Below are 20,079 nucleotides of genomic sequence, written 5' to 3'. Positions count from 1 at the left end.
TCCAAACCCAAGGGCTGCACTTCGTTTGCCTTGGGCCCTGTTGTGCCGCCCGTTTGGGGCTGGGAGATACATTAAACACTTATTGTTAGCCTAAATATCAGACATGAATCTACCACCTCCACGGCGCCACGGCTTGCGGTTCTCAATCGGAGATGCGGTCATACTCATCGTGGGGGTGATACTGGCATGGTGGCTGCACTCGCAAGGGAATGAGATGTGGTGGATTGTGCCGGTGGCGGTGGGGCATTTCTTTTTGTTTTGCAATGTGTTCATGGTGTGGCGGAGGTGGGAGATGCTGTGGGCGGGGGCGTTGGTTTTGAACGTGCTTTTTCATGCGGCGCAGGGGCAGCTGGGCTGGTGGCCGGCGTGTGGCTGGCAGGTGCCGGTGACGCTGCTGGTGATCGGCCTGCAAATGCGCTCGCCGTGGTATCACGGGGTGTGGGCGGAGCGGGTGAATCCGCGATTGCGGGATTATCTGGATGGCCGTCTTTCGTGATTCCGATTCCCTCTTTTTTACCTTTTTTATGACAACCAACACCCCCCTTCTCACGGATCTCTATCAGCTCACGATGGCGGCCGGATACTGGAAGTCTGGCAAGGCGGAGCAGGAGGCGGTGTTTCATCTGTTCTTCCGCAAGCTGCCGTTCGCGGGTGGGTATGCCATCGCCGCGGGGCTGGGGGATGTGGTGCGGTGGCTGGAGGGTTTTCGTTTTGCCCAGGAGGAGCTGGAGTATCTGGCGACGCTGCCGGGACGGGACGGGCGGCCGTTGTTCGAGAAGGATTTTTTGGAGTATCTGGGGAAGATGGAATGGCAGTGCAATGTGGAGGCGATCCCGGAAGGGACGGTGGTGTTTCCGCATGAGCCGCTGCTAAGAATCCAGGGGCCGCTGATCCAGGCGCAACTGGTGGAGACGGCGCTGCTGAACATCGTGAATTTTCAGACGCTGATCGCAACGAAAGCGGCGCGGGTGTGCCTGGCGGCACAGGGTGAACCGGTGCTGGAGTTTGGCCTGAGGCGTGCGCAGGGACCGGACGGGGCGGTGATGGCGAGCCGGGCGGCATTCATTGGCGGGTGTGCTTCGACCTCGAATGTGCTGGCGGGCATGAGGCACGGGATTCCGGTGCGGGGCACGCATGCGCACTCGTGGGTGATGTCGTTTGATACGGAGCTGGAGGCCTTTGCGACGTATGCGGAGGCCATGCCTAACAACTGTGTGTTTCTGGTGGATACCTATGACACGCTGGAGGGGGTGAGGCATGCGGTGGAGATCGGCCTGCGGCTGCGGCGGGAGGGGCATGAACTGGCGGGCATCCGGCTGGATTCGGGTGACCTGGCGTGGCTGAGCATCGAGGCGCGGCGCATCCTGGATGAGGCGGGTTTCCCCAATGCGACGATTGTGGCGAGCAATGATCTGGATGAGCATTTGATCGACAGCCTGAAGCATCAGGACGCGGCCATCAATGTCTGGGGTGTGGGCACAAAACTGGTGACCGGGGGCGAGCAGCCAGCGCTGGGAGGGGTGTATAAACTGGGTGCCATCCGTGATGAAAACGGGGAGTGGCAGCCAAAAATCAAGCTGAGCGAGCAGGCGATCAAGGTGAGCAATCCGGGCATCCAGCAGGTGCGGCGGTTCACCCTCAACGGCGAGTTCAGGGGCGATGCGATCTTTGATGAAGAAAGCGGCTGCCCGATGCCAACGGAGATCGTGCATCCGGCAGATCCGACGCGGGTGAAGGCGATGCCGGATGGAGCGACCCATGAGAATCTGTTGAGGCCGGTTTTCCGCAAAGGCGTGCTGGTTGGGGAACCGCCGACGTTGCCGGAGATCCAGGCGCGATGCCGGGAACAACTGACGCATCTGAATGCGACGGTGAAACGGCTGCAACATCCGCATGAATACCCGGCAGGAGTGGAGCGCACGCTGGCGGAAAGGAAGCTGGCCATGATGGCGGCGGCGAAGGGAAAGGTTGGAGCAACGGCCTAACGGATTATCATATGAAAACACTTCTGCTGATTGACATTCAAAATGACTTCATGCCCGGCGGAGCGCTGGCTGTGGCTGGGGGTGATGAGATCATCCCCGTGGTGAACGGGATGATGCCAGACTTTGACCTGGTGGTAGCGACCCAGGACTGGCATCCAGAGGATCATGGGAGCTTTGCGGTGAACCATTCGGGCAGAAAGGTCTATGAGCAAATATTGTTAGACGGCCTGCCGCAGACGCTTTGGCCGGTGCACTGTGTACAGAATACCGGCGGGGCATTGTTTGCTCCAGGGCTGGAGACTCGGTGCATCCAGAGGGTGTTTACCAAAGGGATGAATGCGCAGATCGACAGCTACAGCGGTCTTTTTGACAACGGCCACCGGGCCTCAACAGGTTTGGGCGAATGGCTGAAAGCGCAGGGCGTGGTAGAGCTGCATGTGGCGGGAGTGGCCACGGACTACTGCGTGAAATTCACCGTGCTGGATGCACTGGCAAAGCGCTTCCGGGTGAAGCTGATGCTAGATGCCTGCCGGGGGTAAATCTGCTGCCGGGGGATGTGGACCGGGCCGTGGAAGAGATGCGGGCGGCAGGGTGCGTCCTCGGTTGATTTCACTTTTTCCAGAACAGCAGCTTGAAACCCTTTTTGGGTTCCGGCTCTGCAGGAACTTCAGGCGGGGGTTCTTCTTCAGTCTTTTTGGCTTTGGCCAATACGGGGCGGGGGACGGGGGCGGGGCCTTCGATGATGACGGTCATTCCCTGGGTGATCAATTTGACCAAGCGCACGACATCCCAGTTGGCCGTGCGCATGCAGCCGTGGCTGGAACTGCGTCCGATGGTCTGCGGGGAATTGGTGCCGTGAATGCCGATGCCGGCTTTGTTCAGGCCAATCCACATGACCCCCACCGGATTGTTCGGCCCCATGGGAAGGTTGTAATAGCTGCTGCTGCGCACGCCGTATTCCAGCACGCTTTTGTCCCAGCGGAAGGTGGGCATCTGGGCGATGCCGACGATGCGCCAAGTCCCAGGCGGGGTGGCCAGGTAGCCGCTGCCGGGAGTGATGGGCAGGCTGGCCAGCAACCGGTCACCATCATAAAGGGTGAGGATCTTTTCCCGCGTATCAATCTTGATGACGCGGCCCAGGAATTCAGGCACTTCAGGAAGCTTGGCGATCTGCGTCAGCTCCTCAATGAGGAAGGGCGGGACATTGGGCACCTTCACCACCTCACCCGGCTTTAAGCTGCCTATTTTCACCGGCTGGTTGATGTAGGTCAGCAGCTCCGGGGAGCAGTGAAAACGCTCAGTCAGGAACTCCAGCACGGAGTCATACGGCAGGTATTTCTTCTTGCTCTGCGCCGAAGGCTGGCTGGGCAGGTCGCCGATGTATTGCAGATCCTCAGGCCGGAGGGAATAAGTGGTATAGGTCGTCCCGATGCTGGAGAGGTCCAGCGTATGCGTGGCGACGTCTGTCAGCGGCAGGCCCTGGGCGGTCTGATATCGATTCAGCGCCTTTTCAGTGATCTCACCCGGGCGGCCGTCCAGCTTGCCCGGGCCGAAGAGCTGCGTGTCCAAAAAGATCTGCAGCCGCAGGATGTCCTCTACGGGTTCCGGTGCAGGGGGCATGGGATCTGGAATGATGGCGTGCGCCGCAGGGCTGGCGAAGCTGCCCATAAGGGCGGTGACGAGCAGCAGGGTCACCAAAGGAGAAAGCAGAGTATTCATGGGTAACGGATTCCACCGGGGGAGCTTGAGAGGGAGAGGATGGCCGTTTTTGGAGTCCTTATAAATCACGGGATTATGTCCGTTGGTCAAGGGGCGGACCTCGGAATTTATACCCCGTGCAAAACATGGATTCGGTCTGCTCATCAATGCTGCCTAACCAGTCGAATATAATGGGCTTGCCTGCCAATGCAGGTTTTTGTTAATCTTCAGGCGGTTTTAGCAACGCCAACATCAGACTGTCATCCAAGATGAAACGCACAAGTCTCTATACCGTGGGAGCCCTCGTGATGATCGCCGGGAGCGCTGGCATCTATACCTCCCAGCCAAGCCCGATGGCTGAAAGAGTGCAGGAACTTGAGAATGAACTGCGCCAGATCCGGCAGGAGCACACGGCCCTCAAGGCCGAGCATGACAAACTCAAAACCACCGCCCTGGCGGCAGAAAAAAAGGCAGATGCGCTGGCCGAAGCGGCGGAGAAAACCGCCGCCACCTCGGCGGGCGGCGGGATGCGCAGCGACCCCCAGGTAACGGCCGCCTCTGGCGGAAACACGGACACGAAACGAAACTTCGACTTGGCCGCCTATCATGAAAAAAGGGTTCAGACGGAGATCGGCCAGATTGACATCACCTATGGAAAACTGATCAAGGATTTCGGCCTGGCGGGGCCGGAGCTGGAGAGCTTCCGCCACCTGCTCAAGGAGCGCCTAACCATCCAGGGGGAGAACATGGCGAAGATGACCCAGCCCGGTCTTTCCAAAGAGGAACGCAACGCCCTGTCCAAGGAGATGACTGCCAGCCGCAAGAAGTCCGACGAGGCCATCCGGCATTTCCTCAACAATGAAGAGGACTTCAAGGCCTTTCAAATCTGGGAAAACAGCAAGGGTGAGCGCGGGCTGGTTCAAATCGCTATGGGCAGCTTTGACTCCGCCGGTGCCTCTCTGACTCTGGAGCAGCGGGACCAGCTCATGGGGCTGATGGCCGACATCCGCCAGGAGAGGTCGTCCAAACCTGTCAAACGCAGCACCCCAAGCCCGACCGCTGCACAAATCGCAACTGGCGAATACGAACTCGACGCGGGATACCTCCAAAGGGCAGCGGCTTTCCTGAACCCGGAACAATTAGAGATCTTGAAGCACACCTCACTGAAAATCATCTTCAAGCGATACTGAATGATGGCCTTGGACTACTGGGTCAGGATTTCAAAGGTGGCCAGCACAGGGCGATGGTCGGAGGCCATGGCATCCGGGATGACCTCGCTGCTAAGCAGGCGGAAGCGGGTCTGCGGGCGGTAAAAGATATAATCTATACGCGCGCGCGGTTGCACGGAGGGGGAGGAGGGAGCCTTTTCCGCATCCAGAGCATGGGTCCACCGCTCTGTGAGAATGGTGATGGGCTCGGCCTCAGGCGTGGCATTGAAGTCCCCGGCAAGGATTGTGCGCAGGGTGTCGCCTTCTGCGGCGAAGAGCTGGTTCACCGCCTTGGCCTGGGCCACCCGGTCCTCCGGCAGGTTATGCTGAAAGTGCGTGCTGATGAACCGCAGCGGCTGCCCGTCCGGTGCCTGCACCTTCAGGGCGATGGCCCCACGCGGGTAGGTCTGCCGCTCCGGCGTGGCCTCCGTATAAGGCAGGGGGTGGATGAGCTCATCCAGGATGGGCAGGCGGGTCAGGATGGCATTTCCATACAGACCGCCTTCATAGTGCTGCGTGGGACCGAAGCGCACCGCCATGCCGGTCAGCTCCCCCAGCTTCTGAGCCTGGTGCACCTGGCCGGAGCGGCGCACCACCACATCCACCTCCTGCAGCGCCACAAGGTCCGGCTTGGCCGCCGTGATGACTTTGGCCAAGCGCTCCAGGTCATACTTTCCGTCCATGCCCTGGCCATAATGAATGTTGTAACACAGCACCCGCAGCACCGGTGCAGGCTCCGCCGCCTTCATACTGAAAGTGATGCTGACCAAGGCCAAGAAGAGGATAAAGCGCATATGGTTTAGCAGATGAAATGAGGAGGTGAAGGGGCAGGTATAAGGCTCAGTCAAACTTTACAGCAGTGACCCAGGCCGGGCCTTTGCCGCAGTCATAGGTCTTCAGCGGAGTGAGGGCGCCTGTCTTAGCATCGCGGCGGAAGACGATGAGGCGATTGGAGCCCTCGCCCGCCGAGATGACATAGTTTTCTCCTCCTGGCACCAAGCAAAAGGAACGCGGGGTCTTTTCCGTCGGCGTCTGGCCATGGGAGGTCAGCTCCCCGGTCTCCGGATGGATGGAAAAGACGGCCAGACTGTCATGGCCGCGATTGGAGGCATAGACAAAACGGCCATCGGCACTCACATGAATGTCCGCGCACGAGCCCTTGGTTTTGTCCCAGTCTGCCGGGATGGTGGAAACGGACTGGCGGCTTTTCAAGGTGCCGGTTTCCGCGTTGTAGTCGCACAGGGTCACGCTTTTTCCCTGTTCGTTAACGAAGTAGGCCCAGCGCCCGTTGGGGTGAAACTGCATGTGGCGCGGACCTTCCCCTTCGCCTCCCGGCAGGGCGGGCGGTGTGTTCGGCCTGAGGGTGCCGGCGGCGGCATCAAAGCGGAGCTGCTCCACCTTGTTCAGCTCCCCCACATGGGGCACAAAAGCGAAGCGGTTGGCGGCATCGGTCTGGATGCTGTGGGCCTTCTTGCCGGTCTCCATGGTCAGCACCGGCGCGCCGTCAATGACGCCCTGGGTGATCTTGCTCAGGGAGACCATGCCCTCACTGTAGGAGGCGGCCAGCAGCCAGCGGCCGGTTTTGTCCACATGCACATAGGCGGCATTGATGCCGGGAGGGGTCAGGACAGGCTCCGCGAGCAGGCCGGTGGCAGGATCAATCGCCAATGAGGCGAACTGGCGGGTGCTGCGCACAGCGGCATAGAGATGCCGCTGGTCCTGGCTGACAGCTAGGCTGCCTGGTGCGCCTGGCAAGTCCATGGCACCGTTGCGGGTGAGGTCGCCAGTCGCTTCATCCAGGGTATAAACGGCGATGCGCTTGTCCCCGCTTTCAGACACATAGACCCGGATCTCACTGGCCCCCGCGAAGCTGGTCAACAGGGTGGCAAGGACGGCGAGGAAAGTATGGGCAGGTCGCATGGTACCAGAACGGAGTCTGAGACCCGTCTATTCCATCCATTGCCTACCAGCAATATGGACCAGAGCCAAAGCCACGACGGTAACCGATGCCGGGCCCATAATGGTACCCGGTGGTGGCGACGAAGCTGGGGCCGAAGGGCCGGGGGCCGTATAGCACTGGTGCCGGGGCGAATACGGGCCGGGGTGCTATGACGACCGGGCGGCGATAAACGACGGGCTGACGGTAGCCATAGTATTGATCATTGCTGGCCCCAATGGCGGATCCAGCCAGAGCACCCAGGGCACCGCCGATGGCGGCTCCTTCAAGCGGGCGCCCGCTTTGGTTGCCAATGATGGCCCCTAACGCACCGCCTCCAATGGCTCCGGCGACGCCTCCCATATGTTCATTAGGACCGGGATAAGGGGTCACACATGAAGTCAGACTCAGGCCCAAACCCAGGGTGCCGACGGCTGCCAAATAACGAAGGATTCTGTTCATGGTAGTGAGGGGGGTCATGCGGGCGAATAGCACGCACAAACGCATAGACGCCCGCTGACGGGAAGTATTCGAAGCTCAGTAAAAAAGTTTCAAAACCTCCCGTCAGGGACATCTGCCGTCCCGAGGAACGACAGAAGGGCATTACCAGTAACCAGGGTGGTATCCACGGTGGCCGTAGCTATAGCCAGAGCGGTAGTAGCTGCCGCGATAAGGGCTATAGCGGGGACCGCCGCGATAGTAAACGGGACGGCTGTAACCGTAGCCGCCGCGATGATAGTAGCGCCGGTCCTGACTGGCCCCGATGGAGGAACCGGCTAAGGCACCCAGGGCACCGCCAATGGCGGCCCCTTCGAGCGGACGGCCACTTTGGTTGCCGATGATGGCACCCAGAGCACCGCCACCGACCGCGCCGATGACGGCACCGTCGCGTTCATGCGGGCCTGCATAAGGGCTGACGCAGGAGCTAAGGGTCAGCGCCAGACCCACCGTGGCCAGGGCCATAAGATGGTGAATTTTCGCTTTCATAAGAATTTAGAATGGGGGTTCATGAGCGCAGCGAACTGCGCTCAACAGGTTAGACAACCTGTCTTCATTTAAAATTCGAATTGGGGTGCGGCGGCGGGTGTGCCAGGGACGTTTTCGGCTTCGCCCCGGCTTTCCGCGCTGGGATTCGCTTTGCGGCGCTGCGCTAGGTGCGGCCACTTCTCAGCGGGCTGCTATTTACGTGCGAAATAGGGGATACCCAGGCGTTTGGCCACACGGAGGGGGCGGCGCATAGCCTCTTCCATGCGCAGGGCTTCGTCGCTGCCACGGAGGTCTTTGCAGTCTGGATGGGATTCGGGGGCTTCGATGAGGCCGAGGTGGTGCAGCACATGGGCGGTGCTGTGTTTATACGGGGCGGCGCTCATGCGGTCATCCAGGCGGAAGACGAGGTCTTCGAAGGACTGGAAGGCCTCGAAGAGCTTATAGACGCGGGTATCGAAGCGGCCGCTGCCAGTCTTGAACTTCTTGTCTGCGACGCTGTCCAGCAGCCACATGTCGCGGGCGGCGCAGATGAGCGGGCAGGCGCTGACGCCGGCACCGATGAGCAGGGGCAGGCCCAGGCGGATGGCGGTGGGGATGCCGTAGTCATCGCCGCTGTGGGGGGCGAAGGGCAGGTTCAGGTCCTTGCACATGGCGGCCCAGTAAAGGAAGTGCGGCTCGTCCAGGGTGCTGATTTTGCCACCGACATACTTCGGATGATTGGCGATTTCGTGCAGCAGCCAGGGTTCATACGGGCTGGCCCAGGGGACAAAGGACGGCTCCAGAGCATGGGCGATGGCGGGGTGGGTGATGTGCTCGGCGATCTCAAAATAGGCATCACGGCGGGCTTCCGGCTCCAGGATGTTCAGCAGCCGGGAGGTCATGATCATCATCTCGCCATTGTCATGGCTCTGGGCAATGTCCAGCAGGGGCCAGTAGCGCTCGGCTTTGAAAATGTCGTCCTTTTCTGCACCGCGAGCAGTGACGCCGGCGATGAACTTCTGCGAGGGGAACTCGGCGCGGAAGCGCTTCAATACTTCTGCGTATAGCTCGTTGCTGAGGTCAAAAATATAGCCGGTATCCGCATTCAATACGAAGACCATTTCCACGCCATAATATTCACCGCACTGCTGCATCCAGCGGATGCTTTTGGAAAAGCCGTCCCAGTCCGGCTTTTGGTCCTTGAAGGGCAGCAGGGTGGCCACGCAGAGGCGGGCCTTGCTGCTGTGGTCCACCAGGGATTCTTCCGGGGTATAGGCCCAGACGGTTTCCTGCCAGGTGGTGGTGGGCTTGAGATCGGCGGCGGCGGAGATCAGATCGGACATGGTTCGGGAAAAAGGGGGCCGGAGAAGCGGGTTTCGCTGGCTTATTTGCTGAGGCGATGGATGGCGCCGTTCCAGTCCAGGACGAGCATTTCACCCTTGGCATCGTAGCAGAAGGCGGTGGGCTTCATGTGAACGCTGGGCTTCTTTTTGGGATCGTTGGCAGCGGTCTGCGGGCTTGTGTAAAGGAGGTCGTTACTCTGCACTTTGCCATCATTGTCCACTCGCAGAGCCCAGATTTTACCCAAAACGAAGTCGCCATAGACATAGGCTCCTTTGAGCTCAGGCAGGGCATTGCCGATGTAAGTGACGCCGCCGGTGATGCTGAGTCCGTCGCCGTGGTGGTATTCGTGGATGGGGTCAATGAGGTTGATCTCGGACGGGGCGGGGTCTGGGCGCAGGGGGAAGGTGCGGGAGCCTTCGCGGTAGCTCCAGCCGTAGTTTCCGCCTTTGACGATCCAGTTGATCTCTTCCCAAAGATCCTGGCCGACATCGGCCAGCCAGAAGCGGCCCTGGCCGTCAAAGTGCAGGCCCCAGGGGTTGCGGATGCCGTAGGCATAGACCTGCGGCTGGGCGTTGACGCCGTCGGCAAAGGGGTTGTCGGAGGGGATGCCGTAAGCGTTGTTGTATTCGCGGCTGTCCACGTCAATGCGCAGGACCTTGCCGACGAGGACGGCATTGAGCTGGGCCATGCGCTGCTCGTCGTTTCGCTTGGAGGTGTCCCCCACACCGATGTAAAGGTAGCCGTCGGGGCCGAAGAGGATGTTTCCGCCGTGGTGGTTCCAGTTGATCAGCGGGATCTCCAGGAGGGTGCGCTCGGTGCTTTCATCGGCCTTGTTGCCATCGGCGCTGACTTTCATTTCCGTGACCACCAGGCGCTTGGGCTTCTGCAGGGTGTAGCAGAGGTAAAAGAGGCCGTTCTCCTTGAACTTGGGGTGAAAGGCCAGGCCGTTGAGGCCTTCTTCAAACTTGCCGTTGTCGGCCTCCATGTTGCGGCTGCTGAGGTCCAGGAAGGTCTTGGCCTCGGCGGCTTTTTCGTCCTCCGGCAAGATCAGGATCTGGCCGCGCTGGAGGGCCAGGAACTGGCGCTGGCTGTCATCCGGCGGGATTACGACTGCGATGGGAAACTTCGTCTCCAGGTTCTCATAGATGCGGGTGAGCTTGACGGTATCCTGCGCCAGGGCGCTGCTGGCCAGGAGAAGACCGGAGGTGAGAAGGGAGACGAGTTTCATGAAGAGAGAGAGATGGGAGATTGAGGCAAAACGCAGACTTTGGGAAGAGACAAAACGTAGGGAGAAGCCCGGATTTTCGACAGGATTGCAGGATGGGCAGGATTTACAGGAACAGATTGAGAAAGAGATTCGCATTGCTAATGTCCGGCACATTCCAGCTCTTTCAGCATGCATGGCTGACAGGCCGTGCAAAGTTTATTCTGTAAAAGTGTCGATCAGGCGCGTTGCCTCATAAAATAAAGACACCGAAGCGGAAATTGGAAAAGGGAAGGGGGAGGCCCATTGCCTCATAACCCAGGGCACCATGGCGCATGGCCACTTCCATGAGCCGAACTGCGCATCTCCAGACGCGGCACATAGGCCTGTGCGCTCTGTTGCAGATGGAGCTGGTCCCGCACGCGACGCGGGACCAGGGCACGGCGGGGAAGACGGCCTGACGTGCCGCCGATACCTGGGTGAGCGTCGCTGACGCCCAGGATGGTGCGTTTGCCATCCATGCCGATGGCGATGAGCACGGCGCAGTCCACCAGCAGGCCGCCATGGCGCACCTGAGGGATGCGCAGTTCGACCTGGCCCATGCGTGTGGCAAGGGTTTTGGGCTTGAACCCGTTGGCGTGACCGAGCTGCACACCCTGTTATCGGGGCGCAGTCAAGGCCGAACCAATTTTACAGAACAGACTTTACACCACTCTTTGCTACAGACGCTCCTCCAGCTTTCGGTGCTCCTCAGTGAGACGCTCTTCAAACCACGGCGGGATTTCAGTTTCGGGGACTTGGGAGAATTTCCATTCATGGCCGCGATCATCATAGATGGTCAACAGTCCAGAGACCAGATGGTATTGCATGTGCTGCCAGGAATCCTGAGATCTTAAACGTAATCTAAAGCCGGTTTCGCCCTCCGGCTCGGTCCGGTAGGCGATTGCCATCAACTGACGGCCCAGACCCAGCTCCGGAGGTAAGGGAGTGAAAGTGACCACCTTGCCGGAAGTATCGAAGTGGTAATAGTCCAGCTCTCCAGGCACTTCCGGAGAGGGACAGAACCAGAGGCCTTGGATTTCCTCATGCATGTTGACGGCGCTTTAGCTGATCCTGTCCTTGCCGAAGTGGCCGCGCAACCAGGGTTCTGGCTTTTTAAACCACTAATGCTCACTAACAGGCACTAATGCCCAGAACCCTGAATTACTGGTTAGAATATTAGTGTTAATTAGTGCCTATTAGTGGTTTTCCAGTCTTGGCTTTAGCTGATCCTGTCCTTGCCGAAGTGTCCACGCAGGGCTTCGGGGATGAGGATGCTGCCATCGGCCTGCTGATAGGTCTCCACGAGGGCGACGAAGAGGCGGGCGAGGGCGGTGCCGGAGCCGTTGAGGGTGTGGGGGACGCGGTTTTTACCGTTCTCGTCCTTGTAGCGCAGGTTCATGCGGCGGGCCTGGTAATCGCCGAAGTTGGAGCAGCTCGATACTTCCAGATAGGTGCCCTGGCCGGGGGCCCAGACTTCGATGTCGTAAGTCTTGGCGGAGCCGAAGCCGATGTCGCCGGTGCAAAGCTCGATGATGCGGTAGTGCAGGCCTAACAATTGAAGCACTTTTTCGGCATTGGCGGTCAGGCTTTCCAGCTCGGTCATGCTGGTCTCCGGGGTGGTGATCTTGACGAGCTCCACTTTGTCAAACTGGTGCATGCGGATGAGGCCGCGGGTGCCGAGGCCGGCGCTTCCTGCCTCGCGCCGGAAGCAGGGGGTGTAGGCGGCGTAGTTGATGGGGAGCTGCTCCAGCTTTAAAATTTCATCGCGATGCAGGTTGGTCACGGGCACTTCGGCGGTGGGGATGAGGTAGAGATCATCCTCGGCGCTATGATACACCTGGTCGCCAAATTTGGGGAGCTGGCCGGTGCCGACGAGGCAATCGGCTTTGACCAAAAGAGGTGGGCTGATTTCCTCATACCCGTGCTGGGTGGTGTGGAGGTCCAGCAGGAAGCTGATGAGGGAGCGCTCCAGCCGGGCACCCTGGCCGCGATAGACAACGAAGGCGCTGCCGGTGATTTTGGCGGCGGCCTCAAAGTCCAGCAGGCCGAGCTGCTGGCCGAGGATGGTGTGGTCCTTGGGTTCGAAGTCGAATTTGGGCTTCTCGCCCCAAACGCGCACCTCGGGGTTTTCCTCGGCGCTGTGGCCAATGGGGCAGGCCTCATGCGGCATGTTGGGCAGGCCGAGGAGGAGCTCGCGCTGGCGCAGATCGGCGGCGTCGGCTTCATGGCCGATCTGCTCGATGCGCTCATTGATGCCGCGAACTTCGGCCTCAATGGCGGTGGTGTCCTGGCCATTCTTTTTGGCCATGCCGATCTCTTTGCTGATGCGGTTGCGGTCGCCCTGGAGCTTCTGGCGCTCGGTCTCCGCCGTGCGGCGGGCGCTGTCAATGGACAGGACCTCATCCACCACAGAGGCGAAGTCACCACTGCGGGTGGCGAGGCGTTCTTTGACCAGATCAGGGTTGTCGCGGATGAGGCGGATATCGAGCATAGGGCGCGGAGATTAGCGGGAGAAAGGCCGTTGTCGAGTACGCGGGCGGGCTTACCGTGCAAATGCCGATGCGATCCCCTGCCCTTTTTCAAATTCCGCCCCTGTGCTTGAACGCCTGTTTAGTCGGCCTGCTGCTGGTGCTGGCGGCGTGTTCATCCCCGCAAGTGAAGGTGGATACGACGCCGCGAAAAGCGGTGCGCCGGGCGGAGGTGATGGCGATCGCGCAGGCGTATAGCCAGCACCGGTGGCGGGCGGCGGAGGCGAATATCCGGCATGGGGAGGATGCGCGGGGTATACGGGTGGATACGCCGGACATCGGTTATCAACCGGCGGACGGCACCCGGCCGGGGTGGTGGATCCCGGGCAGGTGGAATGCGGGCATGCCGTATCAATGGGGCGGATTTGATACTCTGGAATCGTTTGATGAGAAGGTGAAGCGGGGCCTGGCGGCGGGGGACATCTATACGCCGGTGAAACGCGCCGGACTGGACGCGGCGGTCAGCCTGGAGGCGGCGGGCATCGACTGCTCCGGCCTGGTCTCCCGCTGCTGGCGGCTGGAGCGGTCCTATTCCACGCGGGAGCTGCCCGCCCTGTGCACCCGGCTGGCGAGCCATCACGAGCTGCGGCCGGGGGACATCCTGAATACGCACAATGCGCATGTGCTGCTTTTTGCCGGTTGGGGGAACCCGGCCCGGACGCGGGTGAATGTTTACGAGGCTGGCTGCCATCCCACCTGGAAAGTCTTCCGCCGCCAGGTGCGCATGGAGTTTTTGCAGGAGAAGGGGTATCTGGCGTATCGGTATCGGGGGATTCGGGAGTGAGTCTGCTGGCTGAGAATTTTAGACAGGATTCCAGGATTGGCAGGATTTACAGGAGGGAGCAGGGCTTGGGATTCCTTTTGGAGGGCATATCCTTCTTCGCTGTGTATTGAACGACAAACGGATGAATCCGGCGAGCCGTTTGGGGCGAACAGTCTGGGCAGCTCCGATCCAATGAAACACACCATGCGACTTCTCACTGCCATCTTTACCGGCCTTTTTGGCAGCTCCTGTGAGGCCAAAGAAACCCTCATTGGCCAGCCTGCTCCGCAGATTTCCGCCGTGAACCAGGATGGGCAGACAGTGAATTTTGCGGATGTTTACCAGAAGGGGCCAACGGTGGTGTTCTTTTACCCGAAGGCGAATACGCCCGGTTGCACGGCCCAGGCCTGCTCCCTGAGGGATGCGTTTGCGGACCTGACCAAGGAGGGCGTGCAGGTGCTGGGGGTCTCCCTGGACAAGGTAGAGGCGCAGAAGAAATTCAAGGCGGAGCGCAAGCTGCCGTATGACCTCATTGCGGACCCGGATGGCAAGGTGCTGGAGGCCTTCAAGGTAGGTAAGGTCATGGGCGGACTTTTGGCCATGTCCCAGCGGCAATGTTTTCTGGTCAAGGACGGCAAGATCGTCTGGCATGATGCGAGCGCTTCGACGGCGAGCCAAGCGGATGACATCAAGAAGGCGCTGGCGGATCTAAAGTAACGCCACAAAAAATCCCCAGGCCTGACGGAGCAGACCTGGGGATCAAAGTTGAGTCTAACTAATAGCCTGTCAAGAGATCAGACCTTCCAGCCGTCGCGGTAGGCGGGACGGGAGATGAACTTGTTGGCGGCTTCGGCATTGGTGACCTTCATGCCCTGCTTGTCCCACTGCACGCTCTGCTGGGCGCGGACGGCGAGGTTGCCGAGGAGGACGAACTCCGTCAGCGGGCAGCTGTAGTCGAAGTTGGAGCTTGGATCACCACCGTTGACGATGTGGTGGGCCCACTCGCCCTGCGGGTTGTTTGGCATGGCGCTGCGCTTCTCGGTCTGCTTGATCTTGCCGGCCTTCATGTCCAGGCGCACCTGGGTGTAGCGGTCTTCATTATAGATGACCGGGCTGGAGCAATAGGCCTCGCCTTCAAAGATGGTGGCCTCGGTGCCGATGAACATCATGCCGCTGCTGGCTTTGTCGAAAGCCTTCTTGGCCAGGTCGCTGGTCATGTGCGGGGAGATTTCAGGCTTGTTCGGCTTGCCGTCCTTGGAGCCGTCCTGCCAGGAGACCTTCAGCGCGCCGTGCTTGCCGGCAGGCATGTGGTAAACGAGGTCGGACCAGACAGGGGCGCAGGTGTCCGAGATGGGGCTGCTGGTGGCATCAATCTGCTCAGGGATAAGCTGGCCGAGGATGCTGAAAGTGGAGTCCATGATGTGACAGCCCATGTCGCCCAGGGCGCCGGAGCCGAACTGCCACCAGCCACGCCAGTTGAAGGGGTGGATGCTGTTGCCACGCTTGGCGCTCATGCCTTCAGGGATTTCAAATTCGAAGTAGGGCTCGGTGGCCTCGCTGGCCAGCCAGAGGTCCCAGTCGAGGCCTTCAGGCACTTCGGCGGCTTTTTTCACCAGGGGGCCCTGGGGCCAGATGGGGCGGTTGGTCCACAGGCGGATTTCCTTGAGCGTGCCGATGGCACCCTGCTCGATCCATTCCTTGGCGATGCGCTGACCGTCCATGGTGCGGCCCTGGTTGCCCATCTGGGTCGTGATTTTGGCGTCCTTGGCAGCTTTGTGCAGGTTGCGCACTTCGCCGATGTAGTTGCAAAGGGGCTTCTGCACGCAGACGTGCTTATTGTGCTTGATGGCATGCATGGCCGCCACGTAATGGGTGTGGTCAGGCGTGGAGACGATGACGCCGTCAATCTCGTTGGCCATCTCGTCGAACATCTTGCGGAAGTCCTGGTACAGCTTCGGCGCAGCGGGGGCTTTTTCGCCGGACTTCAGGTGGTGGTCTTCGCGCTTCTTGGCGGCCTCATTCAGGCGCTTCATGTCCACGTCCACCAGGGCCACGACGTTGTGGTTCAGGGTCACGCCCTGGGTATCCGACTGGCCTTTGCCATTGGCGCCGATGACGGCGAGGTTAAGCCTTTTGCCGGCGGCGTTCTGGCCGCGGAGGAGGAGGTTTGGACCGGCGAATGCGCCTGCGGCGAGGCTGGCCGTGCGGCCCAGAAAATGACGACGTGAGATGATGTTAAGACCCATGGGGTTATAAGGATGGTTGAGTTTGGGGGAACGGGGTAAACGGCGGTTTTTTCCCGAAATTGCGCCTGAATGCTAGCAACCATGCGCTTTCCCGTCCAGCAGGCAATGTGGGACGGCTATTTACAAGAGGGAGGAAATCCGCTAAATTCCGCCTCCCCATGATGAAAAGCCGTCTCGCCCCCCTGGCCGCCCTTGGCCTTGCTTTGATCGTTTCCCCCTTTGCCCAGGCACAGGTGGATGATGCTGCCGAGCAGTTTTTCCGCGGTTTCGTGATGAAGAGGGACGCGGAGAAGCTGGAAGCGGATGGCAATATCCAGGGTGCGCTGCAGACATATCAGCAGATGGGTCAGATTTTTGACGGTCTCGCGCAGGCCCATCCTGAATGGCAGCCGGAAGTGCTCTCCAACCGCCGTGGACTGACGCAGCAGGCCATCACCCGCCTGCAGGCGCGGCTGGCGCAGCCTCAGCCACAGGCCCAGCCGGCGGCCGCCGCCTCTGCGCCCTCCCCGGCCCCTGCTGCGGCCATGCCCGGCTTCAGCAGCACGGCTGTGGCCCCCGCGCCAGGCACCCTGGCGGCCCCGGCGGGCACGATGCCCAGCCTGAGTGATGTGCTTTCCCAATGGGAACAAAACTACCGTCAGCGCATGCTGGCCCTGGAGACGCAGAACAACCAGATGCAGATGGACCTCTCCAAGTGGCAGCAATGGTATCAGTGGGCTTCGGGAGAGATCACCACTGCCCGCTCGGACAAAGATGCGCTTTTCCAAAAGTCCTCCGCTTTGGAAAAGGCTGTGGAAACGCTGAAGCAGCAGATCGCCTCCGGACAGGCGACCAACACCCAGATGGATGCGCTGGTGAAGGAAAAGCTGGGCCTGGAAGCCGAGTATCGCAAGGCTTCCCAGCGCCTTGAGGCCGCCGAACTGGCCTCCAAAGAAGCCTCCCAAAAACTGGCCGATGCCGCCCTGCGTATCACCACCCTGGAAAAGGAACGTAACGACCTGCTGGCCGAGCGCGATGCCGCCATCAAACAGCGGGATGAAGCCGTCGCCGCCCGTGACGCCGCCACGGTGGAGCGTGACAAACTCAGCGCCCAGAACCTGGGCATGCAGACCGAGATTGAAGCCCTGAAAAAACGCGCGCCCGCCAGCGATGAGGTCAAGCTCATCGTCGCGGAAAACGACCGCCTTAAGCAGGAGCTCGCCTCCGCCCAAAAGCTGGTGGCCACCCTCCAGCAGGACGCCACGCGCAAGGACCAGGAGATCACCGAGCTGCGCGGCCAGCTCACCGCATTGCAGACAGAGATGACCACCCTGCGCCAGCAGAGCGCCAGCTACCAGACCCAGGTGGCCGAGCTGACTCTCCAGCTCAACAATCTGCGTGAAGGCAAGCCCGACCTGCTCACCCCGGAACTGGCCAAAGAAAACGACCTGCTGCGCGAGATCGTTATGCGCCAGCTGCGCAGCCAGTACCGCCAGCAGCAGGCCAAGGACCTCGTTTTAGCCGAGTTGCAAAAAATGGAAGGTGTCTCCTCCAAGCTGCTGGAGCAGGTGGAAGAACTGCGCGGCAGCCGCATGAGCCTGACCCCGGATGAAGAAAAACTCTTCTCCGATCCCTCCGTCCGGGAACTGCTCGGCGGGGACAGCATCCAGGGCACGCTCATTGCCAAGGCCCCGAAACCTGCCGGTGCGAAAGAGGCCGAGGAAAAGCCCGTCAACTCCCTGCTGGAAAAGGCGAATGAAGCCTTCAGCAGCCAGAAATTTGCCGAGGCCGCCGCCCTCTACCAGGATGCGCTGCGCGTTGAGCCGGAAAACACCACCGCCCTTGTCGGCCTGGGGTATTCCCGCCAGCGTGAAAACAAACTCAGCGATGCTGAGGCCGCGCTGAAAAAATGCCTCACCATTGATCCTGGCAACGAACTGGCCTCCTTCCATCTGGGCGTGACCCACTTCAAACAGCAGCGCTGGAACGATGCGACCGCCGCTTTTGAAAAAGGCCTGGAAAAGAGCCCGAAAAACGCCCGTGCCCATCATTACCTGGGCATCATTTCCACCCGCCTCAGCCTCATGGACCGCGCCGAGCGTGAATTCAAAACCGCCCTGGCCATCGACCCCAACTACGGCGAAGCCCACTTCAACCTCGCCGTCCTTTACGCCACCTGGAACCCGCCCAAGTGGGACAAGGCCAAGACCGAATACGACGAAGCCCTGAAAAAAGGCGTCACCCCGGACGAAGCCCTGGAAAAGCTGCTGAAGAGCACGCCGAAGTCTGTTTCTTCACGGTGATCTTACTGCCGTCGAAGAAAGCCTGCACCTCGCTTGTCAGTTAAAACGAATGGATCTATGGATGGGGTATGGCCCAAACCTGCGCTGTCACCGGCAAAGTTTACTCCTCTGAAAAACTGCGCGTCCTGGCGGCGCTACCCCCTCAGATCGCAGGTGTCCTCCGGGAGAAAAACCCGGAGCTCACGGACAATTCCCTGATTGGGATTGATGCGCTCAACGAAGCCAGGCTGGAATACGTCCGGCAGTTATTGCAAACCCAGTTAGGCGACCTTAGCCATCTGGATGAGGAAGTGCTGCAAAGCCTCCGGCGCCAGGAAGTGTTGAGCGAGCATCCTGCGGGGGAAGAAGATGAAAACGGCAAGCTGACCGTCGGCCAGAAACTCTCAGACAAGCTGGCTGAATTTGGCGGCAGCTGGACGTTCATCATGTCCTTTGGTGGCTTCATGGCTGTCTGGATCCTGCTCAATGTCCTCCTGTTGGCCAACCATGGATATGATCCCTATCCTTTCATCCTTTTGAATCTCATCCTCTCCTGCCTGGCTTCCCTTCAGGCACCGGTGATCATGATGAGCCAGAACCGCCAGGAAAGCCGTGACCGTAAACGGGCTGAAAATGACTATAAAATCAATCTCAAAGCTGAACTCGAGATTCGCCATCTGCATGACAAGATGGACTATCTGCTCCATCAGCATGCCACCCGCCTGATGGAGGTTCAGCAAATCCAGTTGGAGCTTCTTCGGGAGATGGCCAAAGGCCGCAACCGTGACGCTAAATACTGAAATGGGAACCGGTCGAGAGTATGCAAATGCTGCCTTGAAAGCCGCTGAATCGTAAGCACAGCATCCTCGTGCCCGCTTCCTCCCTTGCCTCAGATCTTGTCTCCTGGTTCCACCAGAACGGGCGCGTTTATCCCTGGCGTGAAACGCGGGATGCCTATGCCATCCTGGTCTCCGAGATCATGCTGCAGCAGACGCAGATCAGCACGGTGCTGGACCGGGGGTATTATGCGCGGTGGCTGGCCCGCTTTCCTGATTTCGCCACGCTGGCGGCTGCTTCTGAGAGTGACATCCTGATGGCCTGGGAGGGCCTGGGGTATTACCGGCGGGCGAGGAATCTGCAAAAGCTGGCCCGCACCGTGATGGAGGAGCATGGGGGCGTTTTTCCAAACGAGCCTGCTTCCATTCTGGCGCTGCCGGGCATCGGGCCTTACACGGCGGGGGCGGTCTCCAGCTTTGCCTTTGGGCTGGCGGAGCCGATTGTGGATGGCAATGTGGCCCGTGTGCTGTCCCGTTTGGACAATGATGCCACGCCAGTTGATTCCCCTGCTGGCAGCAAACGCCTGTGGGAACGGGCGACGGAACTCGTCCGTGCTACCGACGACCCGCGTGCCTTGAACTCTGCGCTGATGGAACTGGGCCAGGTCACCTGCCGCCCAGCGCAGCCACAATGCCCGGTCTGCCCGGTCAAAAAACATTGCCGCGCCACGGAGCCTGCCAGCCTGCCGGTGAAGTCTGGCAAGACCCAGATCACCGAGGTGACCGAGCGGGTGATTTTTCTCCACACCGCCGATGGCGTGCTGCTGGAGCAGGAAACCGGCGCGCGCCGCACCGGCCTGTGGAAGCTCCCGGCCCTGCCTGACAGCCTGACGGAGAATCCGCCGCCCGTCCTGCTTAAGGCCACCTACGGCATCACCCGCTATAAAGTGACCCTGTGGGTGCATGAGGCCGCGCCTAACCAAAAGCATGACTGGCCCGCCTCCCATCGCGTCATCCCCCATGCGGAACTTCCGGCCACTGCCATGCCCAGCCCCTACCGCCGGGCGCTGGACAGGCTGCTGAAGAATGCCCTCTTCGAGCTGGAGGCGTGACCGCTGGGTC

Annotated in this window: 20 protein-coding genes; 9 read left to right on the top strand and 11 right to left on the bottom strand. The window is 60.3% G+C overall.

The features are described 5' to 3' along the window. Nucleotides 1-103 precede the first annotated feature (103 nt). Genes WJU23_RS22450 through pncA form a run of 3 tightly spaced genes read left to right on the top strand, consistent with a single transcriptional unit; the run spans nucleotide 104 to nucleotide 2,524 of the window. The gene (locus WJU23_RS22450; RefSeq protein WP_346334878.1) at nucleotides 104-496 is read left to right on the top strand and encodes a hypothetical protein; all 393 of its coding nucleotides are present in this window, start codon (nucleotides 104-106) and stop codon (nucleotides 494-496) included. Nucleotides 497-524: 28 nt separating this feature from the next. After that, entirely contained in the window at nucleotides 525-1,985 is a 1,461-nt protein-coding gene (locus tag WJU23_RS22445; RefSeq protein ID WP_346334877.1) for a nicotinate phosphoribosyltransferase, read from the top strand. A gap of 11 nt (nucleotides 1,986-1,996) precedes the next feature. Continuing rightward, the gene (gene pncA / locus WJU23_RS22440; protein WP_346334876.1) at nucleotides 1,997-2,524 is read left to right on the top strand and encodes a bifunctional nicotinamidase/pyrazinamidase; all 528 of its coding nucleotides are present in this window, start codon (nucleotides 1,997-1,999) and stop codon (nucleotides 2,522-2,524) included. A 70-nt stretch (nucleotides 2,525-2,594) separates the two neighbouring features. On the opposite strand, the gene WJU23_RS22435 is transcribed toward pncA, so the two are convergent. Continuing rightward, the gene (locus tag WJU23_RS22435) at nucleotides 2,595-3,704 is read right to left on the bottom strand and encodes a L,D-transpeptidase family protein (RefSeq protein ID WP_346334875.1); all 1,110 of its coding nucleotides are present in this window, start codon (nucleotides 3,702-3,704) and stop codon (nucleotides 2,595-2,597) included. A 248-nt stretch (nucleotides 3,705-3,952) separates the two neighbouring features. On the opposite strand from WJU23_RS22435, the gene WJU23_RS22430 reads away from it, so the two are divergent. Then, the gene (locus WJU23_RS22430; RefSeq protein ID WP_346334874.1) at nucleotides 3,953-4,873 is read left to right on the top strand and encodes a hypothetical protein; all 921 of its coding nucleotides are present in this window, start codon (nucleotides 3,953-3,955) and stop codon (nucleotides 4,871-4,873) included. A 14-nt stretch (nucleotides 4,874-4,887) separates the two neighbouring features. Here WJU23_RS22430 and WJU23_RS22425 read toward each other — a convergent pair whose 3' ends face one another. The 9 genes from WJU23_RS22425 to serS form a co-directional block, all read right to left on the bottom strand. Then, on the bottom strand, nucleotides 4,888-5,685 hold the full coding sequence (locus WJU23_RS22425) for an endonuclease/exonuclease/phosphatase family protein (RefSeq protein WP_346334873.1): 798 nt from the start codon (nucleotides 5,683-5,685) through the stop codon (nucleotides 4,888-4,890). A gap of 46 nt (nucleotides 5,686-5,731) precedes the next feature. Continuing rightward, nucleotides 5,732-6,811: a lactonase family protein gene (locus WJU23_RS22420; RefSeq protein WP_346334872.1), complete on the bottom strand. Its 1,080-nt coding sequence runs from the start codon at nucleotides 6,809-6,811 to the stop codon at nucleotides 5,732-5,734. A gap of 43 nt (nucleotides 6,812-6,854) precedes the next feature. Further along, a complete protein-coding gene (locus WJU23_RS22415) occupies nucleotides 6,855-7,289 on the bottom strand; it encodes a glycine zipper domain-containing protein (RefSeq protein WP_346334871.1) in 435 nt (144 codons plus the stop codon). 141 nt (nucleotides 7,290-7,430) lie between these two features. Then, the gene (locus WJU23_RS22410; RefSeq protein ID WP_346334870.1) at nucleotides 7,431-7,814 is read right to left on the bottom strand and encodes a glycine zipper domain-containing protein; all 384 of its coding nucleotides are present in this window, start codon (nucleotides 7,812-7,814) and stop codon (nucleotides 7,431-7,433) included. A gap of 191 nt (nucleotides 7,815-8,005) precedes the next feature. After that, nucleotides 8,006-9,136: a hypothetical protein gene (locus WJU23_RS22405; protein WP_346334869.1), complete on the bottom strand. Its 1,131-nt coding sequence runs from the start codon at nucleotides 9,134-9,136 to the stop codon at nucleotides 8,006-8,008. 41 nt (nucleotides 9,137-9,177) lie between these two features. Then, nucleotides 9,178-10,365, bottom strand: a complete 1,188-nt coding sequence (locus WJU23_RS22400; RefSeq protein ID WP_346334868.1) for a PQQ-dependent sugar dehydrogenase — start codon at nucleotides 10,363-10,365, stop codon at nucleotides 9,178-9,180. A gap of 287 nt (nucleotides 10,366-10,652) precedes the next feature. Further along, entirely contained in the window at nucleotides 10,653-10,994 is a 342-nt protein-coding gene (locus WJU23_RS22395; protein ID WP_346334867.1) for a hypothetical protein, read from the bottom strand. Nucleotides 10,995-11,060: 66 nt separating this feature from the next. Then, the gene (locus WJU23_RS22390; RefSeq protein ID WP_346334866.1) at nucleotides 11,061-11,432 is read right to left on the bottom strand and encodes a hypothetical protein; all 372 of its coding nucleotides are present in this window, start codon (nucleotides 11,430-11,432) and stop codon (nucleotides 11,061-11,063) included. A gap of 170 nt (nucleotides 11,433-11,602) precedes the next feature. Beyond that, nucleotides 11,603-12,874 carry a serine--tRNA ligase gene (gene serS / locus WJU23_RS22385; RefSeq protein WP_346334865.1) on the bottom strand — a complete coding sequence of 424 codons (1,272 nt, stop codon included), beginning with the start codon at nucleotides 12,872-12,874 and terminating at the stop codon, nucleotides 11,603-11,605. 107 nt (nucleotides 12,875-12,981) lie between these two features. Here serS and WJU23_RS22380 point away from each other — a divergent pair, with 107 nt between their 5' ends. Continuing rightward, nucleotides 12,982-13,695 carry a hypothetical protein gene (locus tag WJU23_RS22380; protein WP_346334864.1) on the top strand — a complete coding sequence of 238 codons (714 nt, stop codon included), beginning with the start codon at nucleotides 12,982-12,984 and terminating at the stop codon, nucleotides 13,693-13,695. A 183-nt stretch (nucleotides 13,696-13,878) separates the two neighbouring features. Then, nucleotides 13,879-14,391 carry a peroxiredoxin gene (locus tag WJU23_RS22375; RefSeq protein ID WP_346334863.1) on the top strand — a complete coding sequence of 171 codons (513 nt, stop codon included), beginning with the start codon at nucleotides 13,879-13,881 and terminating at the stop codon, nucleotides 14,389-14,391. Nucleotides 14,392-14,468: 77 nt separating this feature from the next. Here the strand turns inward: WJU23_RS22375 and WJU23_RS22370 are convergent, their stop codons facing one another. Continuing rightward, nucleotides 14,469-15,920, bottom strand: coding sequence for a Gfo/Idh/MocA family oxidoreductase (locus WJU23_RS22370; protein WP_346334862.1), 1,452 nt, complete (start codon nucleotides 15,918-15,920; stop codon nucleotides 14,469-14,471). Between the two features lie 158 nt (nucleotides 15,921-16,078). Between WJU23_RS22370 and WJU23_RS22365 the strand changes: the two genes are divergently transcribed. The 3 genes from WJU23_RS22365 to WJU23_RS22355 all read left to right on the top strand — a co-directional run bounded on the left by WJU23_RS22365 (nucleotide 16,079) and on the right by WJU23_RS22355 (nucleotide 20,069). Then, nucleotides 16,079-18,202, top strand: coding sequence for a tetratricopeptide repeat protein (locus WJU23_RS22365; protein WP_346334861.1), 2,124 nt, complete (start codon nucleotides 16,079-16,081; stop codon nucleotides 18,200-18,202). 68 nt (nucleotides 18,203-18,270) lie between these two features. Next, nucleotides 18,271-18,981 carry a DUF1003 domain-containing protein gene (locus WJU23_RS22360; RefSeq protein ID WP_346334860.1) on the top strand — a complete coding sequence of 237 codons (711 nt, stop codon included), beginning with the start codon at nucleotides 18,271-18,273 and terminating at the stop codon, nucleotides 18,979-18,981. A gap of 68 nt (nucleotides 18,982-19,049) precedes the next feature. Continuing rightward, on the top strand, nucleotides 19,050-20,069 hold the full coding sequence (locus WJU23_RS22355; protein WP_346334859.1) for an A/G-specific adenine glycosylase: 1,020 nt from the start codon (nucleotides 19,050-19,052) through the stop codon (nucleotides 20,067-20,069). Nucleotides 20,070-20,079: the final 10 nt, after the last annotated feature.

It is taken from the genome of Prosthecobacter sp. SYSU 5D2 (assembly GCF_039655865.1).
Classification (GTDB): Bacteria; Verrucomicrobiota; Verrucomicrobiia; order Verrucomicrobiales; family Verrucomicrobiaceae; genus Prosthecobacter.
The sequence above is the reverse complement of the archived record's forward strand: the minus strand, read 5'-3'. Positions and strand labels throughout refer to the sequence as shown.

Bases quoted from the DNA above. Each gene is read 5' to 3' on its own strand.
- WJU23_RS22415 (WP_346334871.1), bottom strand. From the start codon at position 7,289: ATGAACAGAATCCTTCGTTATTTGGCAGCCGTCGGCACCCTGGGTTTG.
- WJU23_RS22375 (WP_346334863.1), top strand. From the start codon at position 13,879: ATGCGACTTCTCACTGCCATCTTTACCGGCCTTTTTGGCAGCTCCTGT.
- WJU23_RS22390 (WP_346334866.1), bottom strand. From the start codon at position 11,432: ATGCATGAGGAAATCCAAGGCCTCTGGTTCTGTCCCTCTCCGGAAGTG.
- WJU23_RS22445 (WP_346334877.1), top strand. From the start codon at position 525: ATGACAACCAACACCCCCCTTCTCACGGATCTCTATCAGCTCACGATG.
- WJU23_RS22450 (WP_346334878.1), top strand. From the start codon at position 104: ATGAATCTACCACCTCCACGGCGCCACGGCTTGCGGTTCTCAATCGGA.
- WJU23_RS22410 (WP_346334870.1), bottom strand. From the start codon at position 7,814: ATGAAAGCGAAAATTCACCATCTTATGGCCCTGGCCACGGTGGGTCTG.
- pncA (WP_346334876.1), top strand. From the start codon at position 1,997: ATGAAAACACTTCTGCTGATTGACATTCAAAATGACTTCATGCCCGGC.
- WJU23_RS22365 (WP_346334861.1), top strand. From the start codon at position 16,079: ATGATGAAAAGCCGTCTCGCCCCCCTGGCCGCCCTTGGCCTTGCTTTG.
- WJU23_RS22400 (WP_346334868.1), bottom strand. From the start codon at position 10,365: ATGAAACTCGTCTCCCTTCTCACCTCCGGTCTTCTCCTGGCCAGCAGC.
- WJU23_RS22435 (WP_346334875.1), bottom strand. From the start codon at position 3,704: ATGAATACTCTGCTTTCTCCTTTGGTGACCCTGCTGCTCGTCACCGCC.
- serS (WP_346334865.1), bottom strand. From the start codon at position 12,874: ATGCTCGATATCCGCCTCATCCGCGACAACCCTGATCTGGTCAAAGAA.
- WJU23_RS22430 (WP_346334874.1), top strand. From the start codon at position 3,953: ATGAAACGCACAAGTCTCTATACCGTGGGAGCCCTCGTGATGATCGCC.
- WJU23_RS22425 (WP_346334873.1), bottom strand. From the start codon at position 5,685: ATGCGCTTTATCCTCTTCTTGGCCTTGGTCAGCATCACTTTCAGTATG.
- WJU23_RS22405 (WP_346334869.1), bottom strand. From the start codon at position 9,136: ATGTCCGATCTGATCTCCGCCGCCGCCGATCTCAAGCCCACCACCACC.
- WJU23_RS22360 (WP_346334860.1), top strand. From the start codon at position 18,271: ATGGCCCAAACCTGCGCTGTCACCGGCAAAGTTTACTCCTCTGAAAAA.
- WJU23_RS22370 (WP_346334862.1), bottom strand. From the start codon at position 15,920: ATGGGTCTTAACATCATCTCACGTCGTCATTTTCTGGGCCGCACGGCC.
- WJU23_RS22420 (WP_346334872.1), bottom strand. From the start codon at position 6,811: ATGCGACCTGCCCATACTTTCCTCGCCGTCCTTGCCACCCTGTTGACC.